14 protein-coding genes, 1 tRNA gene and 1 pseudogene are annotated in these 12,899 nt (G+C 74.0%); 7 read left to right on the top strand and 9 right to left on the bottom strand.

Annotation, left to right across the window (positions count from 1 at the left end; genetic code table 11):
• Positions 1-35 precede the first annotated feature (35 nt).
• The 3 genes from V4F39_RS17770 to V4F39_RS17760 all read left to right on the top strand — a co-directional run bounded on the left by V4F39_RS17770 (position 36) and on the right by V4F39_RS17760 (position 1,584).
• Complete coding sequence (locus tag V4F39_RS17770) at positions 36-473, top strand: NfeD family protein (RefSeq protein ID WP_332291078.1); 438 nt, start codon at positions 36-38, stop codon at positions 471-473.
• 29 nt (positions 474-502) lie between these two features.
• On the top strand, positions 503-1,444 hold the full coding sequence (locus V4F39_RS17765) for an SPFH domain-containing protein (protein WP_332291077.1): 942 nt from the start codon (positions 503-505) through the stop codon (positions 1,442-1,444).
• Positions 1,445-1,493: 49 nt separating this feature from the next.
• A tRNA-Ser gene (locus tag V4F39_RS17760) sits at positions 1,494-1,584 on the top strand.
• A 77-nt stretch (positions 1,585-1,661) separates the two neighbouring features.
• Here V4F39_RS17760 and V4F39_RS17755 read toward each other — a convergent pair.
• The 7 genes and pseudogenes from V4F39_RS17755 to V4F39_RS17730 all read right to left on the bottom strand — a co-directional run bounded on the left by V4F39_RS17755 (position 1,662) and on the right by V4F39_RS17730 (position 6,794).
• The gene (locus V4F39_RS17755; protein ID WP_332291076.1) at positions 1,662-2,426 is read right to left on the bottom strand and encodes a slipin family protein; all 765 of its coding nucleotides are present in this window, start codon (positions 2,424-2,426) and stop codon (positions 1,662-1,664) included.
• A gap of 3 nt (positions 2,427-2,429) precedes the next feature.
• On the bottom strand, positions 2,430-3,875 hold the full coding sequence (locus V4F39_RS17750) for an NfeD family protein (RefSeq protein ID WP_332291074.1): 1,446 nt from the start codon (positions 3,873-3,875) through the stop codon (positions 2,430-2,432).
• Positions 3,876-3,884: 9 nt separating this feature from the next.
• The gene (locus V4F39_RS17745) at positions 3,885-4,472 is read right to left on the bottom strand and encodes a hypothetical protein (RefSeq protein ID WP_332291073.1); all 588 of its coding nucleotides are present in this window, start codon (positions 4,470-4,472) and stop codon (positions 3,885-3,887) included.
• A 262-nt stretch (positions 4,473-4,734) separates the two neighbouring features.
• Positions 4,735-4,914 (bottom strand): annotated as a pseudogene (locus tag V4F39_RS27210) (chemotaxis protein CheB); the annotation flags it as partial.
• Between the two features lie 184 nt (positions 4,915-5,098).
• The gene (locus V4F39_RS17740; RefSeq protein ID WP_332291072.1) at positions 5,099-5,464 is read right to left on the bottom strand and encodes a response regulator; all 366 of its coding nucleotides are present in this window, start codon (positions 5,462-5,464) and stop codon (positions 5,099-5,101) included.
• Positions 5,465-5,578: 114 nt separating this feature from the next.
• Entirely contained in the window at positions 5,579-6,469 is an 891-nt protein-coding gene (locus V4F39_RS17735; RefSeq protein WP_378234988.1) for a ZIP family metal transporter, read from the bottom strand.
• Between the two features lie 151 nt (positions 6,470-6,620).
• Positions 6,621-6,794, bottom strand: a complete 174-nt coding sequence (locus tag V4F39_RS17730) for a hypothetical protein (RefSeq protein ID WP_332291071.1) — start codon at positions 6,792-6,794, stop codon at positions 6,621-6,623.
• 112 nt (positions 6,795-6,906) lie between these two features.
• Here V4F39_RS17730 and V4F39_RS17725 point away from each other — a divergent pair, with 112 nt between their 5' ends.
• Genes V4F39_RS17725 through V4F39_RS17715 form a run of 3 tightly spaced genes read left to right on the top strand, consistent with a single transcriptional unit; the run spans position 6,907 to position 9,286 of the window.
• On the top strand, positions 6,907-7,935 hold the full coding sequence (locus V4F39_RS17725; RefSeq protein ID WP_332291070.1) for an acyl-CoA dehydrogenase: 1,029 nt from the start codon (positions 6,907-6,909) through the stop codon (positions 7,933-7,935).
• Positions 7,923-8,687: a PIG-L deacetylase family protein gene (locus V4F39_RS17720; protein ID WP_332291069.1), complete on the top strand. Its 765-nt coding sequence runs from the start codon at positions 7,923-7,925 to the stop codon at positions 8,685-8,687. The genes V4F39_RS17725 and V4F39_RS17720 overlap by 13 nt, the downstream gene beginning before the upstream one ends.
• Positions 8,684-9,286 (top strand): methyltransferase, encoded by a 603-nt coding sequence (locus V4F39_RS17715; protein ID WP_332291067.1) that lies wholly within the window; start codon positions 8,684-8,686, stop codon positions 9,284-9,286. The genes V4F39_RS17720 and V4F39_RS17715 overlap by 4 nt, the downstream gene beginning before the upstream one ends.
• 36 nt (positions 9,287-9,322) lie before the next feature.
• On the opposite strand, the gene V4F39_RS17710 is transcribed toward V4F39_RS17715, so the two are convergent.
• On the bottom strand, positions 9,323-9,958 hold the full coding sequence (locus tag V4F39_RS17710; RefSeq protein WP_332291066.1) for a response regulator transcription factor: 636 nt from the start codon (positions 9,956-9,958) through the stop codon (positions 9,323-9,325).
• A gap of 282 nt (positions 9,959-10,240) precedes the next feature.
• On the opposite strand from V4F39_RS17710, the gene V4F39_RS17705 reads away from it, so the two are divergent.
• Positions 10,241-10,939, top strand: coding sequence for a glycosyltransferase family 2 protein (locus V4F39_RS17705; protein WP_332291064.1), 699 nt, complete (start codon positions 10,241-10,243; stop codon positions 10,937-10,939).
• A 32-nt stretch (positions 10,940-10,971) separates the two neighbouring features.
• On the opposite strand, the gene V4F39_RS17700 is transcribed toward V4F39_RS17705, so the two are convergent.
• Entirely contained in the window at positions 10,972-12,816 is a 1,845-nt protein-coding gene (locus V4F39_RS17700) for an ABC transporter ATP-binding protein (protein WP_332291063.1), read from the bottom strand.
• Positions 12,817-12,899: the final 83 nt, after the last annotated feature.

The following is a 12,899-nucleotide window of genomic DNA, read 5'->3' as shown; positions in this document are numbered from 1 at the left end:
TCGCTACACTGACCTCGAAAGAAGAGGAGACGGAGATGGACTGGAGCGCAACCACCGTGTGGTGGCTGGCCGCGGGCGTGCTGGTGGCCGTCGAGCTGGCGACCACGACGTTCTACCTGCTGATGATGGCGCTCGGCACCGTGGCGGGTGCGCTGGCCGCGCACATGGGCCTGGGCGTTCCGGCGCAGATCGCCGCGGCGGCCTTCGTCGGGGGCGGCGCCGTCGCCGCGCTGCACCTGCTGCGCCGCAGCCGCGGCCGCGGCACCCCTTCCGCCAACCGCGACCTCAACCTCGACATCGGCGAGCAGGTGCAGGTCGATGCGTGGCACGCCGACGGCGCCACCCGCCTTCCCTACCGCGGCTCCCTCTGGAGCGCACGCTACATCGGCGCAGGCGATCCGCAACCCGGACTGCATGTGATCCGGGCGGTGGAAGGCAGCATGCTGCTGCTCGACCGCGTGGCGGCCCGCTGATCGATCACCCAAGCCAACGAAAGCCCTGCATGGAAATCATTGCCCTCGTCCTGCTCGTCGTCGCCGTCGTCTTCGTCGTGCGCACGCTGAAGGTCGTGCCGCAGCAGAACGCGTGGGTCGTCGAACGGCTGGGCCGCTACAACGCGACGCTCACGCCCGGCCTCAACTTCCTCGTGCCCTTCATCGACCGGGTGGCCTACAAGCACTCGCTGAAGGAGATCCCGCTCGACGTGCCGAGCCAGGTGTGCATCACCAAGGACAACACGCAGCTGACCGTCGACGGCATCCTGTACTTCCAGGTGACCGATCCGATGCGCGCGAGCTACGGGTCGAGCAACTACATCGTCGCGATCACCCAGCTCGCCCAGACCACGCTGCGCAGCATGATCGGCAAGATGGAGCTGGACAAGACCTTCGAGGAGCGCGAGGCGATCAACGCCTCGGTCGTCAATGCCTTGGACGAAGCCGCGCTCAACTGGGGCGTCAAGGTGCTGCGCTACGAGATCAAGGACCTGGCGCCGCCGGCGGAGATCCTGCGCTCGATGCAGGCGCAGATCACCGCCGAGCGCGAAAAGCGGGCGCTGATCGCAGCCTCGGAGGGGCGGCGCCAGGAGCAGATCAACATCGCCACCGGCGAGCGCGAGGCCTTCATCGCCCGATCCGAAGGCGAGAAGCAGGCCGAGATCAACAAGGCCCAGGGCGAGGCCGCGGCGATCATCGCGGTGGCCGACGCCACCGCCGACGCGATCCGCAAGATCGCGGGCGCGCTGCGCGAGCCGGGCGGCCCCGAGGCGGTGCAGTTGAAGGTGGCGGAGAAGGCCGTCGAGGCCTTCAGCCAGCTGGCCAAGACCAACAACACCATGATCGTGCCCAGCAACCTGAGCGAGGTGTCGGGCCTGATCGGCACGGCCATGACGCTGTTCCAGCGCAGCGAAACGCCGGCGTCCCGGCCGCCGGCAGCAACCCGCTGATTCCGCTTGCCGAAAGCGCCCCGCAGTCGGCTAGAATCGCGGGCTTCCCGGAGAGATGGATGAGCGGTTTAAGTCGCACGCCTGGAAAGCGTGTGAGGGTTAATAGCCCTCCGCGGGTTCGAATCCCGCTCTCTCCGCCAGTACCTGCAAGCCCCTGAAAGTCGAGTCAGATCAATGACTTGGTGTTCAGGGGCTTCTTGCTTTGCCGGATGCTTCGTCAGCCCCGCCGCTCCCCCAGCCCGCGCAGCAGGCCGGCCAGCTCGGTCGGGAACGGGAACACGATGGTCGAGCTGTTCTGGCTGCCGATGCTGGCCAGGGTGCTCAGGTAGCGCAGCTGCATCGCCTCGGGCTGCTGCGCCAGCACCTGCGCGGCCTCGAGCAGCTTGCGCGCGGCCTGCTCCTCCCCTTCGGCATTGATGACCTTGGCGCGCCGTTCGCGCTCGGCCTCGGCCTGGCGTGCCATCACCCGCACCATGTTCTCGCCCAGGTCGATGTGCTTGAGCTCCACGTTGGCGACCTTCACGCCCCAGGCTTCGGTCTGCGCGTCGAGGATGGTCTGGATGTCGGTGTTGAGCTTGTCGCGCTCCGACAGCATCGAATCGAGGTCGTGCCGGCCCAGCACCGAGCGCAGCGTGGTCTGCGCCAGCTCGCTGGTGGCCTGGCGGTAATTCTCGACCTGGATCACCGACGGCTCGGGGCCCACCACGCGGAAGTAGATCACCGCGCTGACGCGCACCGAGACGTTGTCGCGCGAGATCACGTCCTGGTCGGGCACGTCCAGCACCTGGGTGCGCTGGTCGACGCGCACCATCTGCTGCAGCACCGGCACCAGCAGGATCAGCCCCGGCCCTTTCACGCCGGTGAAGCGGCCCAGCGTGAAGACCACGCCGCGCTCGTACTCGCGCAGGATGCGCACCGAAGCGCCGATGACCGCGACGGCCAGCACCAGCAGGGGAAGAAAGAACACAAAGCTGCCGAACATCGGTCATCTCCTGTCGTCAAAGGGAGGGCGCTGCGCCCCAGGTGCGGTGGCCCCCGGGGCCACCACGACGCGCAGGCCCTGGAAGGCCCGCACCTGCACCGCCTGGCCGGCGGCCAGCGTGTCGCCGCCGGCCGACAGGGCCTGCCAGCGCTCGCCGTCGAGCAGCACGTGGCCGCCGCTGCCGGACCAGTCGAGCACCCGCGCCGTGCGGCCGACCAGGCGGTCGATGCCGCTGCGCGGCGGCTGCCTGCGCGAGGCCACCGCCATCCGCACCGCGACGAGCAGGAAGCCCAGTGCGGCGGCCGCCAGGCCCGCCGCGAGCGGCATCGAGAGCGCCAGCCCCGGCACGTCGGTATCGATCAGCATGCCGGCACCGAATACGAAGGCCAGCAGGCCGCCGATGCCCAGCACGCCGAACGAGGGCATGAAGCCCTCGGCCACCATCAACGCCAGGCCGAGCACGAGCAGCGCGGCGCCGGCCAGGCTCAGCGGCAGCGCCGACAGCGCATACAGGCCGATCAGCAGGCTGATGCCGCCCAGCACGCCGGGGAACAGCGTGCCGGGATTCATGATCTCGAACAACAGGCCGTAGAAGCCCAGCGTCACCAGGATCAGCGCCAGGTTCGGGTTGCCGATGGCGCCGAGCAGCCGGGTGCGCCAGTCGGTGGGCAGCTCCTGCAGCGCCAGCCCGGCGGTGTCCAGCGTGACGCTGCCCTGCGGCAGCTGCACCGTGCGGCCGTGGATCTGCTGCAGCAGTTCTTCCACGCTGGCGGCCTGCAGGTCGACGACACGCTGGGCCACGGCCTCGTGGCTGGGCAGGCTGACCGATTCGCGCACCGCGCGCTCGGCCCAGTCGGCGTTGCGGCCGCGCAGCTCGGCCAGGCCGCGGATGTAGGCCACCGCATCGTTGACGGCCTTGGCCTCGGCCGTCCCGGGCGTGGCCGCCGCAGGCGCCGACGGCGGTGCCGAGGCGCCGGCGGTCGGCCCGCCCCGCGGCGCAGCACCGCCGAGCGCGATGGGCGTCGCGGCGCCCAGGTGGGTCGTGGGCGCCATCGCGGCGATGTGGCTGGCATACAGCAGGTAGGTGCCGGCGCTCGCGGCACGCGCGCCGCCGGGCGCCACGTAGGCCACCACCGGCACCGGCGAGGCCAGCACGCCGCGGATCATCTCGCGCATCGAGGTATCGAGGCCGCCGGGCGTGTCGATGCGCAGCACCAGCACCGCGGCGCCCGCCTCGGCCGCACGGCGCAACGTGCGCTGCAGGTGGTCGCTCGTGGCCGGGCCGATGACGCCTTCCACCGTCGCCACCATGGCCACGCGCGCCGTGGGCGCGGATGCCGCGGGCGCCTGTGCGCCGGCCATGCCCGCTGCGGCCAGCAGCGGCGCGGCAACGGCAGCGGCCGCCGCGTGCAGCGCGGCAGCAAGGCGCCGGAAGGGGGACGACCGCATCCCTGTCTGTCACGCGATCGCCCCCGGAGTTCCCTGCGCAGGCGGCGGATGTTCACCGGCAGTGCCATCGCCCCCTGCGGCATCCGGCCGGGCCGGGCCCTCGCCGTGGCGCAGCCGGGCCTCGCTGTCGCGCAGCCGGGCTTCGGCTCGCGCACGCTCGACGACCGCCAGGTGCGCTCGGCAGTCTCGCGCAGGAGGTCGACGCCGGCGCTCCAGCCCCGCGGCGCGGGGTCGGCGACGATCAGTGCCGCGAGCAGCGCGCCCTGCCTGGCGATCGGCACCGCCGCCACCGAGCGCACGTCCACCGCCCCGCACCAGGTACGGGCCTCTGCACGCCGGCAGCACCATGTCCACCAGCCTGCACGTCGGCTCGCGCTCGGGCATCCGCAGGAAGCGGTACGCGTTGTCCGGGAGATGGATCACCTCGTGCTGCGCGCCGAGCACCACCGACGCGGGCCCGAAGCGCCCGAGCAAGGTGAAGTGCAGCGCCTGCGCCGACATGTCGGCCGCGCGGTAGTCCCGGCCCGGCAGCGCGGGCCCGGCGTGCCTGAACCGATCCTGGTGCCGCACGAGGCGCTGCAGGGCGCCGTCGCCCATCCCGGGCCCGACCGGCACGCCCCGCCGCTGCACCGGGCGCTGGCGATAGAGGCGATGCGGCTGGTGCGCCGGCAGGAACAGCGGGCTGCCCTCCTCGACCGACTCGGAGGCGCCCAGCAGCAGCAGCCCCCCGGGGTTGAGCGCGAAGTTGAAGATCTCGTGAAGAAGCGGCGCGGCCGCTCCTCGGAAACGGAAACGTCGGCGGCGATCGTGTCGGGGTGCCGGCCCGCGCGGGCCGACCGGACCGCCTCTTCCTCGACAGCTGCCTGCCCGCGGGGACCACGTAAACGCGGTCGGCCTCCACCCGGTCGCCGTCGCGCGCCGCCTGCACCGGCATCGCGGCATGGCGCTGCAGCAGCGCCGGCAGCAGGCGGTCGTCCTCGGGCGAGAGGTGCAGCACCACCACGTAGGCCGGGCCGTGGCCGCCGGGGTTGCCTGGAAGAACCGCTGCAACGCATCGATGCCGCCGGCAGAGCCGCCGAGCCCGACGATCGGCGGCTCGCGGTAGCCCTCGGTCTGCTCGGCCGCCCGCTCTCCGCCTGGTCCGGGCTGCGGGGCGGCAGACCGGGAGGCGCGGCTGCGTGTTCGTCGGTGCCCGGCCCGGCGTGGCGCTGCGTCGCGGATCCTCAGCGGGCCCCCGGCGCCTCCTGGAGCAGCCGGTCGAGCATCTCCAGCTCGATCGGCTTCACCAGGTGGTGCGCGAACCCGGCCGCCAGGCTGGCCGCGACGTCGGCCGCCGTGCCGAAGCCGCTCACCGCGATCGCGAAGGGCAGTTCGCCCCTGCGCTTCAGCGCCTCGGCCAGCTCGACCCCGCTGCCGTCGGGCAGCCCGATGTCGGACACCAGCACGTCGCACGGCCACCGCCCGAGGGCGGCGAGCGCCGACTGCACGCTGGAGGCACTGCGCACCTCGTGGCCGGACAGCTCCAGCAGGCACGTCAGCAGCCGCCGCGTGTCCGTGTTGTCCTCGACCAGGAATACCTTGAGCCCCATGTCACCCGCCGCCGTCGATGTCGTTGCAATGCCGGGTGTCCGGGCAATCGACATGCCGATCGGCCCGACGGCGCCCGTGCCCGCCAGGCGTGCAGCCGGGCCGGCGGGTGGCGCTCAGGCCAGCGCCGTATCCAGCACCATCATCAGCACGAAGCCGGCGATCAGGCCGTTGGTGGCGAAGCGCTCGTGCCCCTGGCGGTGCGACTCGGGAATGATCTCGTGGCTGATGACGTACAGCATCGCCCCCGCCGCGAAGGCCAGGCCCCACGGCAGGAGCGTGGCGGACAGGCCCGCGAGCACCGCGCCGAGCACCGCCGCCGCGGGTTCGGTGAGCCCCGATGCCGCGCCGAGGCCGGCCGACACGCCGCGGCCGTAGCCGACCCCGCGCAGCGCCAGCGCGACCACCAGCCCTTCCGGCACGTCCTGCACCGAGATGCCCATCGCCAGCGAGCGCGCACCGGCCAGGTCGTGGCCGGAGAAGGCCACGCCGATCGCCAGGCCCTCCGGCAGGTTGTGCAGCGCGATCGCGATGACGAAGAGCCACGCACGCTTGAGCCGCCGGGCCTGGTGGCCTTCCGGGCCCTTGATGAAGTGCTCGTGCGGCACCAGGCGGTCGAGCACCTGCAGCATCAGCGCGCCCAGCACGATGCCGCCGCCCACGATGCCCGCCGCGCCCCACGCGCCCTGCCCCATCAGGCGCGCGGCCTCGATGCCCGGCAGGATCAGCGAGAACGAGCATGCGGCCAGCATCACGCCGGCGCCGAACCCGAGCAGCGTGTCGGAGGTGCGCTGGGAGACGTCCTGGCGCAGCAGCACCGGCAGGGTGCCGAGCGCGGTGGCGACGGCGGCCATGCCGCCGCCCAGCAGCGCGCCCGTCACGGCGGGATCGTCCCACCAGGGCAGGCGCCGGCCGAGCAGCCACAGCATCGCGCAGGCACCGGCGCAGAAGACCAGGCCACCGATCACGCGCCGGGGCGAGGTCTGCACGGAGGAAGGCCGCGGCATGCTCAGCCGGGGCGCGTGCTGCGTGTCGGCATGGATCGCTCGGTCATCGTCGGGGCCCCTCGGGAATGGATGTCCCGGCAAAGGGGCAACCGGCGGGCCTGCCTGCAGCGCCGCCGCCGGGGGGCCGACACCTAGCGCGCGGCGGCGCGCCTCACGGCCCCAGCCGGTCGACGAGCCAGTCGGTCACGGCATCCTCGGGCGGCAGGCCGAACTTGCACCGCACGAGGCCCTGGACCGTGTCGGCGATCTCCTCGGCGCTCAGCGTGGGATCGGCACCCGCCGGCGCCCGCTGCGCTCCCGGACGGCAGGCAGGTATTGCGCGCACGCTCCGTTCTCCTACACGCGCTCGCGGCCGAGGCCCCCGCCGCGCGGCGGCCCGCCCTCGATAGGCTTCGCCCCACCCCGATCACGGACCGCCCGGTCCCACCCCCGCGAGGATGACCACCACCCCGAACCCGACCGCCGGCGATCCCCCGCTGCACGCGCGCTTCGCCGCACTCGTCGCGCAGGGCGACGACCAGCTGCCCCTGCCCGGCGCCGGGCAGACGCTCGCGCGCTGGCGTGCGCTGGCCGCCGTGGCCCGAGAGGACCTGGCCCTCGCCAAATGGTTCGAGGGCCACACCGATGCGCTCGCGATCCTGCAGGAACTCGACGGCCCGGTGCCGCCCCGCGGCGCGCGCCTCGGCATGTGGGCCGCCGAGGCGCCGGGCGGCCGGGTCAGCTTCGTGCGGCAGGCGGACGGCGCGGTCGAGCTGCGCGGCACCAAGCAGTGGTGCTCCGGCGCCGAGCACGTGACCCACGGCCTGCTCACCGCCTGGGAGGACGGCCGGGGCGACCACCCCTGGCTGGTGCTGGTGGACATGCGGCTGCCCACGGTGCAGACCGAGCCAGGCCACTGGCATGCCGCGGGCATGGGCCGCAGCCGCAGCGTCGACGTGCGGTTCGAAGGCACGCCGGCCCGGATCTGGCCGCGGGCGGGCGAGTACCTCACGCGGCCGGGCTTCTGGCAGGGCGGCGCCGGGGTGGCCGCCTGCTGGTACGGCGGCTGCGTGGGCGTGGCCGCGGCCCTGCAGCAGGCCGCGTCGCGGGCGGAGCCCCAGGGCGCCGACGGCCGCACGCGGCTGGCCGCGCTCGGCCGGGCCGATGCCCTGCTGCAGCCCCTGGCCGCGCTGCTGCGCGCCACCGCGCAGTGGATCGACCGGCATCCGGCCGACGACGCGCGGGTGCCCGCACTGCGCCTGCGCATGGCCGCCGACAGCGCCGCCCGCCAGCTGCTCGACCTCGCGGGCCCGGCGCTCGGCGCCGGCCCGCTGTGCCGGGACGCCCGGCTCGCCAACCTGGTGGCCGACCTGCCGGTGTTCGTGCGTCAGACCCACGGCGACCGCGATTTCGCGGCGCTCGGCGACGACGTGCGCCGCGATGCCGCCCCCTCCTCCCCCGGCTTGCCCGAACCATGGACCCTGTAGCCGCCGAGCGCGCCATCGAAGGCCAAGGCACGCCGGAATCCGCCTGGCAGCGCTGGGGCGGCCTGCACGCCATGCCGCAGCGCAGCGCCGGTGGCCTGCTGCCCCCGGGCGCCCGCGCCGTCGTGCTCGCGCCGCATCCGGACGACGAGGTGCTGGCCTGCGGCGGGCTGCTGGCCCAGTGGGTCGCCGCAGGGCATCCGGTGTCCGTCGTCTGCGTGACCGACGGCGAAGCCAGCCTGCCGGCGGCCCGCGGCTGCGCGCCCGCCGAGCTGGCCGCGCGGCGTCGGCGGGAACGCGAGGCCGGCCTGCGCTGCCTGGGCGTGCTGGGCCGCGCCGAACTCCACTGCCTCGCCCTGCCCGACGGCGGCGTCGGCGGCTGCCTGCCGGCGCTGGCCGGGCGCCTTGCCGCGCTGCTGGGCCCGGGCGACCAGGTCTTCGCGCCCTGGCGCCACGACGGCCACCCCGACCATGAGGCGGTGGGCGAGGCCGCGGCGCGGGCCTGCCGGCGGGCCGGCGCGACGCTGCACGAGCTGCCGATCTGGATGTGGCACTGGGCGGCCCCCGGCGATCCGCGGGTGCCGTGGGCCCGCCTGCGGCGCATCGGCGTGCAGCATCGGCTGCCGAAGGCCAAGGCCATCCTGCGCCACCGTTCGCAGGTGCTGCCGTTCGGCGGCGAAGCGCCCACGCTGCCGCGCTGGGCGCTGAAGCGCTGGCTACGCCCGCACGAGTACGTCTTCGAGCCCGCACCATGAAAGCCTACTTCGACAGCCTCTATGCCCGCGGCAGCGATCCCTGGGACTACCGGCGACGCTGGTACGAGGCCCGCAAGCGGGCCCTGATGCTGGCCTGCCTGCCCCGCCAGCGCTACCGCGCGGGCTTCGAGCCGGGCTGCGCCAACGGCGAACTCGCCGCGGCCCTGGCGGCGCGCTGCGACAGCTATCTCGCCGCCGATTTCCATCCGGTGGCCCTGGCGGCCGCACGCGAGCGCCTCGCCGGCCAGCCGCATGTGCGCGTGGCCGAGGCCCGCATGCCCGACGAGTGGCCGGCGGCCGCGGCGGACGGCGGCCGCTTCGACCTGGTGGTGCTCAGCGAATTCGGCTACTACCTCGACGGCGACGCGCTGGCCGCCATGGCCTGGCGCTGCCGGGAGACGCTGGAGGCCGGCGGCACCGTGATCGGCTGCCACTGGCGCCGGCCGATCGACGGCTGCGTGCTCGACGGCGACGGCGTGCACCGCATCCTCGCGCGGGCGCTGGCGCTGCCGGTGCTGGCTTGCCACCGGGAAGATGACTTCCGGCTCGACGTGTGGTCGAGCCAGCCGGCCGTCGCACAGGAGGAAGGCCTGGCCTGAAGCGCCGGCCGGCGCCCCGCCCGGGCGCGCCGCACCCTACTGGATGAGGCCGTGCTTCAGCGCGTAGTAGGTCAGGTCGCTGTTCGACGCGAGGTTCATCTTTTCCATCACCCGCGAGCGGTAGGTGCTGACGGTCTTGACGCTGAGCGCCATGCCGTCCGAGATGTGGCCGACGGTCTCGCCCTTGGCCAGCCGCAGGAAGACCTGCAGTTCGCGCTCCGACAGCGTCTCGTGCGGGGCCTTGTCGGTCCCGCCGGCCTGCAGGCCGAGCGCCAGCAGCTGCGCGACGCCGGGCGACACGTACTTGCGGCCGCGGTGCACCGTGCGGATCGCGTTGACGATGTCCTGCGGATCGCACTCCTTGTTGAGGTAGCCGCTGGCGCCCTGCTTCAGCAGCGTCGTCGCGTAGTGCTCCTCCGGGAAGCCGCTGAGGATCAGCACCGGCAGGTCCGGCATCCGCGCCTTGATCGCGATGAGCGCGTCGATGCCGCTCTGGTCGGGCATCGACAGGTCCATCAGCAGCACATCGATCTCGCCCTTGCGCACCAGCTCGAGCGCCTCCCGCCCGTTGCTCGCCTCCCCGACGACACGCAGGTCGACCTGGTCGGAGAAGAACTGCCGCAAGCCGGCGCGAACGATGGCATGGTCGTCGACGATGGCGATTCTGATCATGTCTGGACAGGTGAAAGAGGGTCTAACGGCCGCCAGGGCATGGCCGCCGCGCAAGCGCGCCAGCCGGCGTGCCGAACCCACGTAGGCAATCGGCGTGCCGAGGATCTCGGGGCGGCGTCCTACAGCGCCCCGCGGCGCCGAGGCGGCCGTTCGCGCGGCCCGGCTGGATAGGCTGCCTCATCCAGTTTCCCTCCCTCCTTGCCGCATGCCAGCGACCGCCCCCTTCCTGCCGCAACCGCCCCGCCCTCCCGCCGAGGTCCCGGCCGCCGCGCGCGCCGTCCGATGATCGGCGTCGTCGTCCCGGCCCATGACGAGGAGGCGGTGCTCGCCGGCTGCCTGGCGGCGCTGCGGCAGGCGGCGGGCCACCCCGCGCTGCAGGGCGAGGCGGTGCAGCTGCTGGTGGTGCTCGACACCTGCACCGACGGCAGTGCCGCGGCCGTGGCGGCGGCCGGCGTTGCCGCCATCGAGGTCGGCGCCCGCAGCGTGGGCGCGGCCCGCGCGGCCGGCGCGGCGGCGCTGCTGGCCCAGGGCGCGCGTTGGCTGGCCTTCACCGACGCCGACACCCGGGTCGCGGCCGACTGGCTGCCCGCGCAGCTGGCGCTGCAGGCCGATGCAGTCTGCGGCTGCGTAGCGGTCGACGATTGGGGGGTGTTCGGCCCCGAGGTGCAACGGCAGTATGCCGCGCATTACCGCGACGCCGACGGCCACCGCCATGTGCACGGCGCCAACCTCGGCGTCTCGGCCGACGCCTACCGCCGGGCCGGGGGCTTCCGGCCGCTGCGCTGCTCGGAGGACGTGCGGCTCGTCGAGGACCTGGAGCGCACCGGGGCGCGCATCGCCTGGAGCGCGGCGCCCCGTGTCGTGACCAGTGCGCGCCGCATCGCGCGTGCGCCCGGCGGCTTCGCGGACTTCCTGCGCGGCCTCGAGCGCTACACCACCGGCCTGGCGCACGGCGGCCCGCTGGTGCCCGGGGCCCTCTGAACCGTCCGCCGCGCCGTGGCGAACGCGGCCGCTCAGGCCGCCGTGGCCGCCTCGCCCAGGCCGGCGGCGCTGGCCGCCTGCAGCGGCCCCGCCGCCGCCAGCATCAGCGCGAAGCCAGGCTGGCGCTGCGCCAGCTCGTCGACGGTGCCGACGTCGACCACCCGGCCGCCCGCCATGAACACGACGCGGTCGAAGTGCGCCAGCAGCCCGAGCCGGTGCACCGAGGCGACGATGCAGGCCTCGGGGAAGGCCTCGGCGATGCGCGAATGCACATGGGTCTCGGTGAGCGCATCCAGCGCGCTGGTCGGCTCGTCGAGCAGCAGCACGCCGCTGCCGCGCGCGGCGAGCAGCCCGCGGGCCAGGGCCAGGCGCTGGCGCTGGCCGCCGGAAAGGTTGGTGCCCCGCTCGGCCAGCGGGGCGTCCAGCCCGCCGGGCATCGAGGCCAGCACCGTGTCGAACGCGCTGGCATGCACGGCACGGGCGAGGTCGTCGGCGGGCACGTCCTCGTCGAAGGCGATGTTCTCCCGCACCGACGCTTCGAAGATCTCGGCCTCCTGCGGGATCAGCGTGGCGAACCCGCCGAGGTGGCGCACGCCCGGCAGCGTGCCGCCGTCGACCACGATGCTGCCGGCGCGGGCCTCGTAGAGGCCGGCCAGGCAGCGCAGCAGCGTGCTCTTGCCGGCGCCGCTCGGGCCGACCAGCGCCAGCCGCTCGCCGCGGCGCAGCGACAGCGACACCGCCTGCAGCCCGCCGCGCTCGTCGGCCTCGGCCTGCGCGGGCCGGCGGAACGCCAGGTCCTGCACGTCGATCCGCTGCCACCCCGCAGGTGCCGCCGCCTGCGCCGCCTGCCGCCGCGGCGCCTGCCAGACCACGTCGGCGCTCGCAAAGTCGGTGCGCGTACGGGAGATCTGCTGGTACTGGGAGGCGATGGTGCCGAGCACGCCCGCGGCCTGCTGCGCGTACTGGTACACCATGAAGAGGCTGCCCAGCAGCAGCGTGCCGCCGGCCGCGGCCCCGGCGCCGGCCGCCTGGCCGGTGGCCGCCACCACGTAGAGGCCCACCAGCCCCCACGACAGCAGCACGCCCGACAGGTCGACCGTGCACCACTTCCATTCGTTGAGGACGATGCTGCGCCGCAGCGGCTCGAAGACTGCCTGCAGGCGGTGGTCCAGCAGGCGGCGCGTGCTGTGCTGCAGCCGCAGGCTCAACACCGACGACACGTTGCCGACGAAGTCCAGCAGCCGCGCCGCATACCGCCGCTCGGCCTGGTTCTCGCGCTGCGCCAGCCCCATCAGGGCGCCGTCGAAGCCGACGATCGCCGCGGAGATCAGCACCAGCCCGGCCACGGCCGCGCCGCCCGTCGTGGGCGACAGCCACCACAGCGCCAGCACCGGCCCGCACAGGTTGATGGCGTTCTGCAGGTAGATGAACTGGCTCTGCGTGAAGGTGAAGAGCGCGCCGCTCGCCTGGGCCATGCGGTGCTGCAGGTCGCCGGAGTGGTGCTGCTCGTGCCAGCCGAGCGGCGCGCCCAGCAGCCGCGCGTAGAGCGCATCGGCCACGCTGCGGCGCACGCGCAGCGCCACCGAGCGTTCCATCACCCGCCCGGGGCCGTGCAGCAGCCAGCAGCCCACGTAGCACGCGAGGATGCCGGCGATCCATGTGCAGGCCGGCGCCAGCCCGGCCCGACCCCCGGCCTGGATGCCGTTGATCGCCTGCGCGGCCATCCACGGCATCGCGAGCTTCAGCAACTGCGAGCTGCCGAGCATCGACAGCGCCAGCGCGAAGCGCGCCCGGGCGCCCTCGGCGTGCTGCCAGACGTGTCGGTAGAGCGCGGCCAGGGTGGCGGGCGAGGCGGCGGCGGAGGCGGTCGTGGTCATGGCGTCCCGAGGTGGTCCGCCACTGTAGGAAGCGCTGCCCCGCGCAGGCAGTCGGGGCCCGTCCAAACGCGCTGTAAGGGTTT

Source organism: Aquincola agrisoli, assembly GCF_036621135.1.
GTDB classification, from domain to species: Bacteria; Pseudomonadota; Gammaproteobacteria; order Burkholderiales; family Burkholderiaceae_C; genus Aquincola; species Aquincola agrisoli.
This window is presented reverse-complemented; position numbering and strand designations above follow the sequence as displayed.

What these genes read in the sequence shown, in the direction of transcription:
- V4F39_RS17725 (WP_332291070.1), top strand. Translation starts at nt 6,907, where the DNA reads ATGACCACCACCCCGAACCCGACCGCCGGCGATCCCCCGCTGCACGCG.
- V4F39_RS17705 (WP_332291064.1), top strand. Translation starts at nt 10,241, where the DNA reads ATGATCGGCGTCGTCGTCCCGGCCCATGACGAGGAGGCGGTGCTCGCC.
- V4F39_RS17750 (WP_332291074.1), bottom strand. Translation starts at nt 3,875, where the DNA reads ATGCGGTCGTCCCCCTTCCGGCGCCTTGCTGCCGCGCTGCACGCGGCG.
- V4F39_RS17735 (WP_378234988.1), bottom strand. Translation starts at nt 6,469, where the DNA reads ATGCCGCGGCCTTCCTCCGTGCAGACCTCGCCCCGGCGCGTGATCGGT.
- V4F39_RS17765 (WP_332291077.1), top strand. Translation starts at nt 503, where the DNA reads ATGGAAATCATTGCCCTCGTCCTGCTCGTCGTCGCCGTCGTCTTCGTC.
- V4F39_RS17745 (WP_332291073.1), bottom strand. Translation starts at nt 4,472, where the DNA reads ATGGGCGACGGCGCCCTGCAGCGCCTCGTGCGGCACCAGGATCGGTTC.
- V4F39_RS17755 (WP_332291076.1), bottom strand. Translation starts at nt 2,426, where the DNA reads ATGTTCGGCAGCTTTGTGTTCTTTCTTCCCCTGCTGGTGCTGGCCGTC.
- V4F39_RS17770 (WP_332291078.1), top strand. Translation starts at nt 36, where the DNA reads ATGGACTGGAGCGCAACCACCGTGTGGTGGCTGGCCGCGGGCGTGCTG.
- V4F39_RS17710 (WP_332291066.1), bottom strand. Translation starts at nt 9,958, where the DNA reads ATGATCAGAATCGCCATCGTCGACGACCATGCCATCGTTCGCGCCGGC.
- V4F39_RS17720 (WP_332291069.1), top strand. Translation starts at nt 7,923, where the DNA reads ATGGACCCTGTAGCCGCCGAGCGCGCCATCGAAGGCCAAGGCACGCCG.
- V4F39_RS17740 (WP_332291072.1), bottom strand. Translation starts at nt 5,464, where the DNA reads ATGGGGCTCAAGGTATTCCTGGTCGAGGACAACACGGACACGCGGCGG.
- V4F39_RS17715 (WP_332291067.1), top strand. Translation starts at nt 8,684, where the DNA reads ATGAAAGCCTACTTCGACAGCCTCTATGCCCGCGGCAGCGATCCCTGG.
- V4F39_RS17700 (WP_332291063.1), bottom strand. Translation starts at nt 12,816, where the DNA reads ATGACCACGACCGCCTCCGCCGCCGCCTCGCCCGCCACCCTGGCCGCG.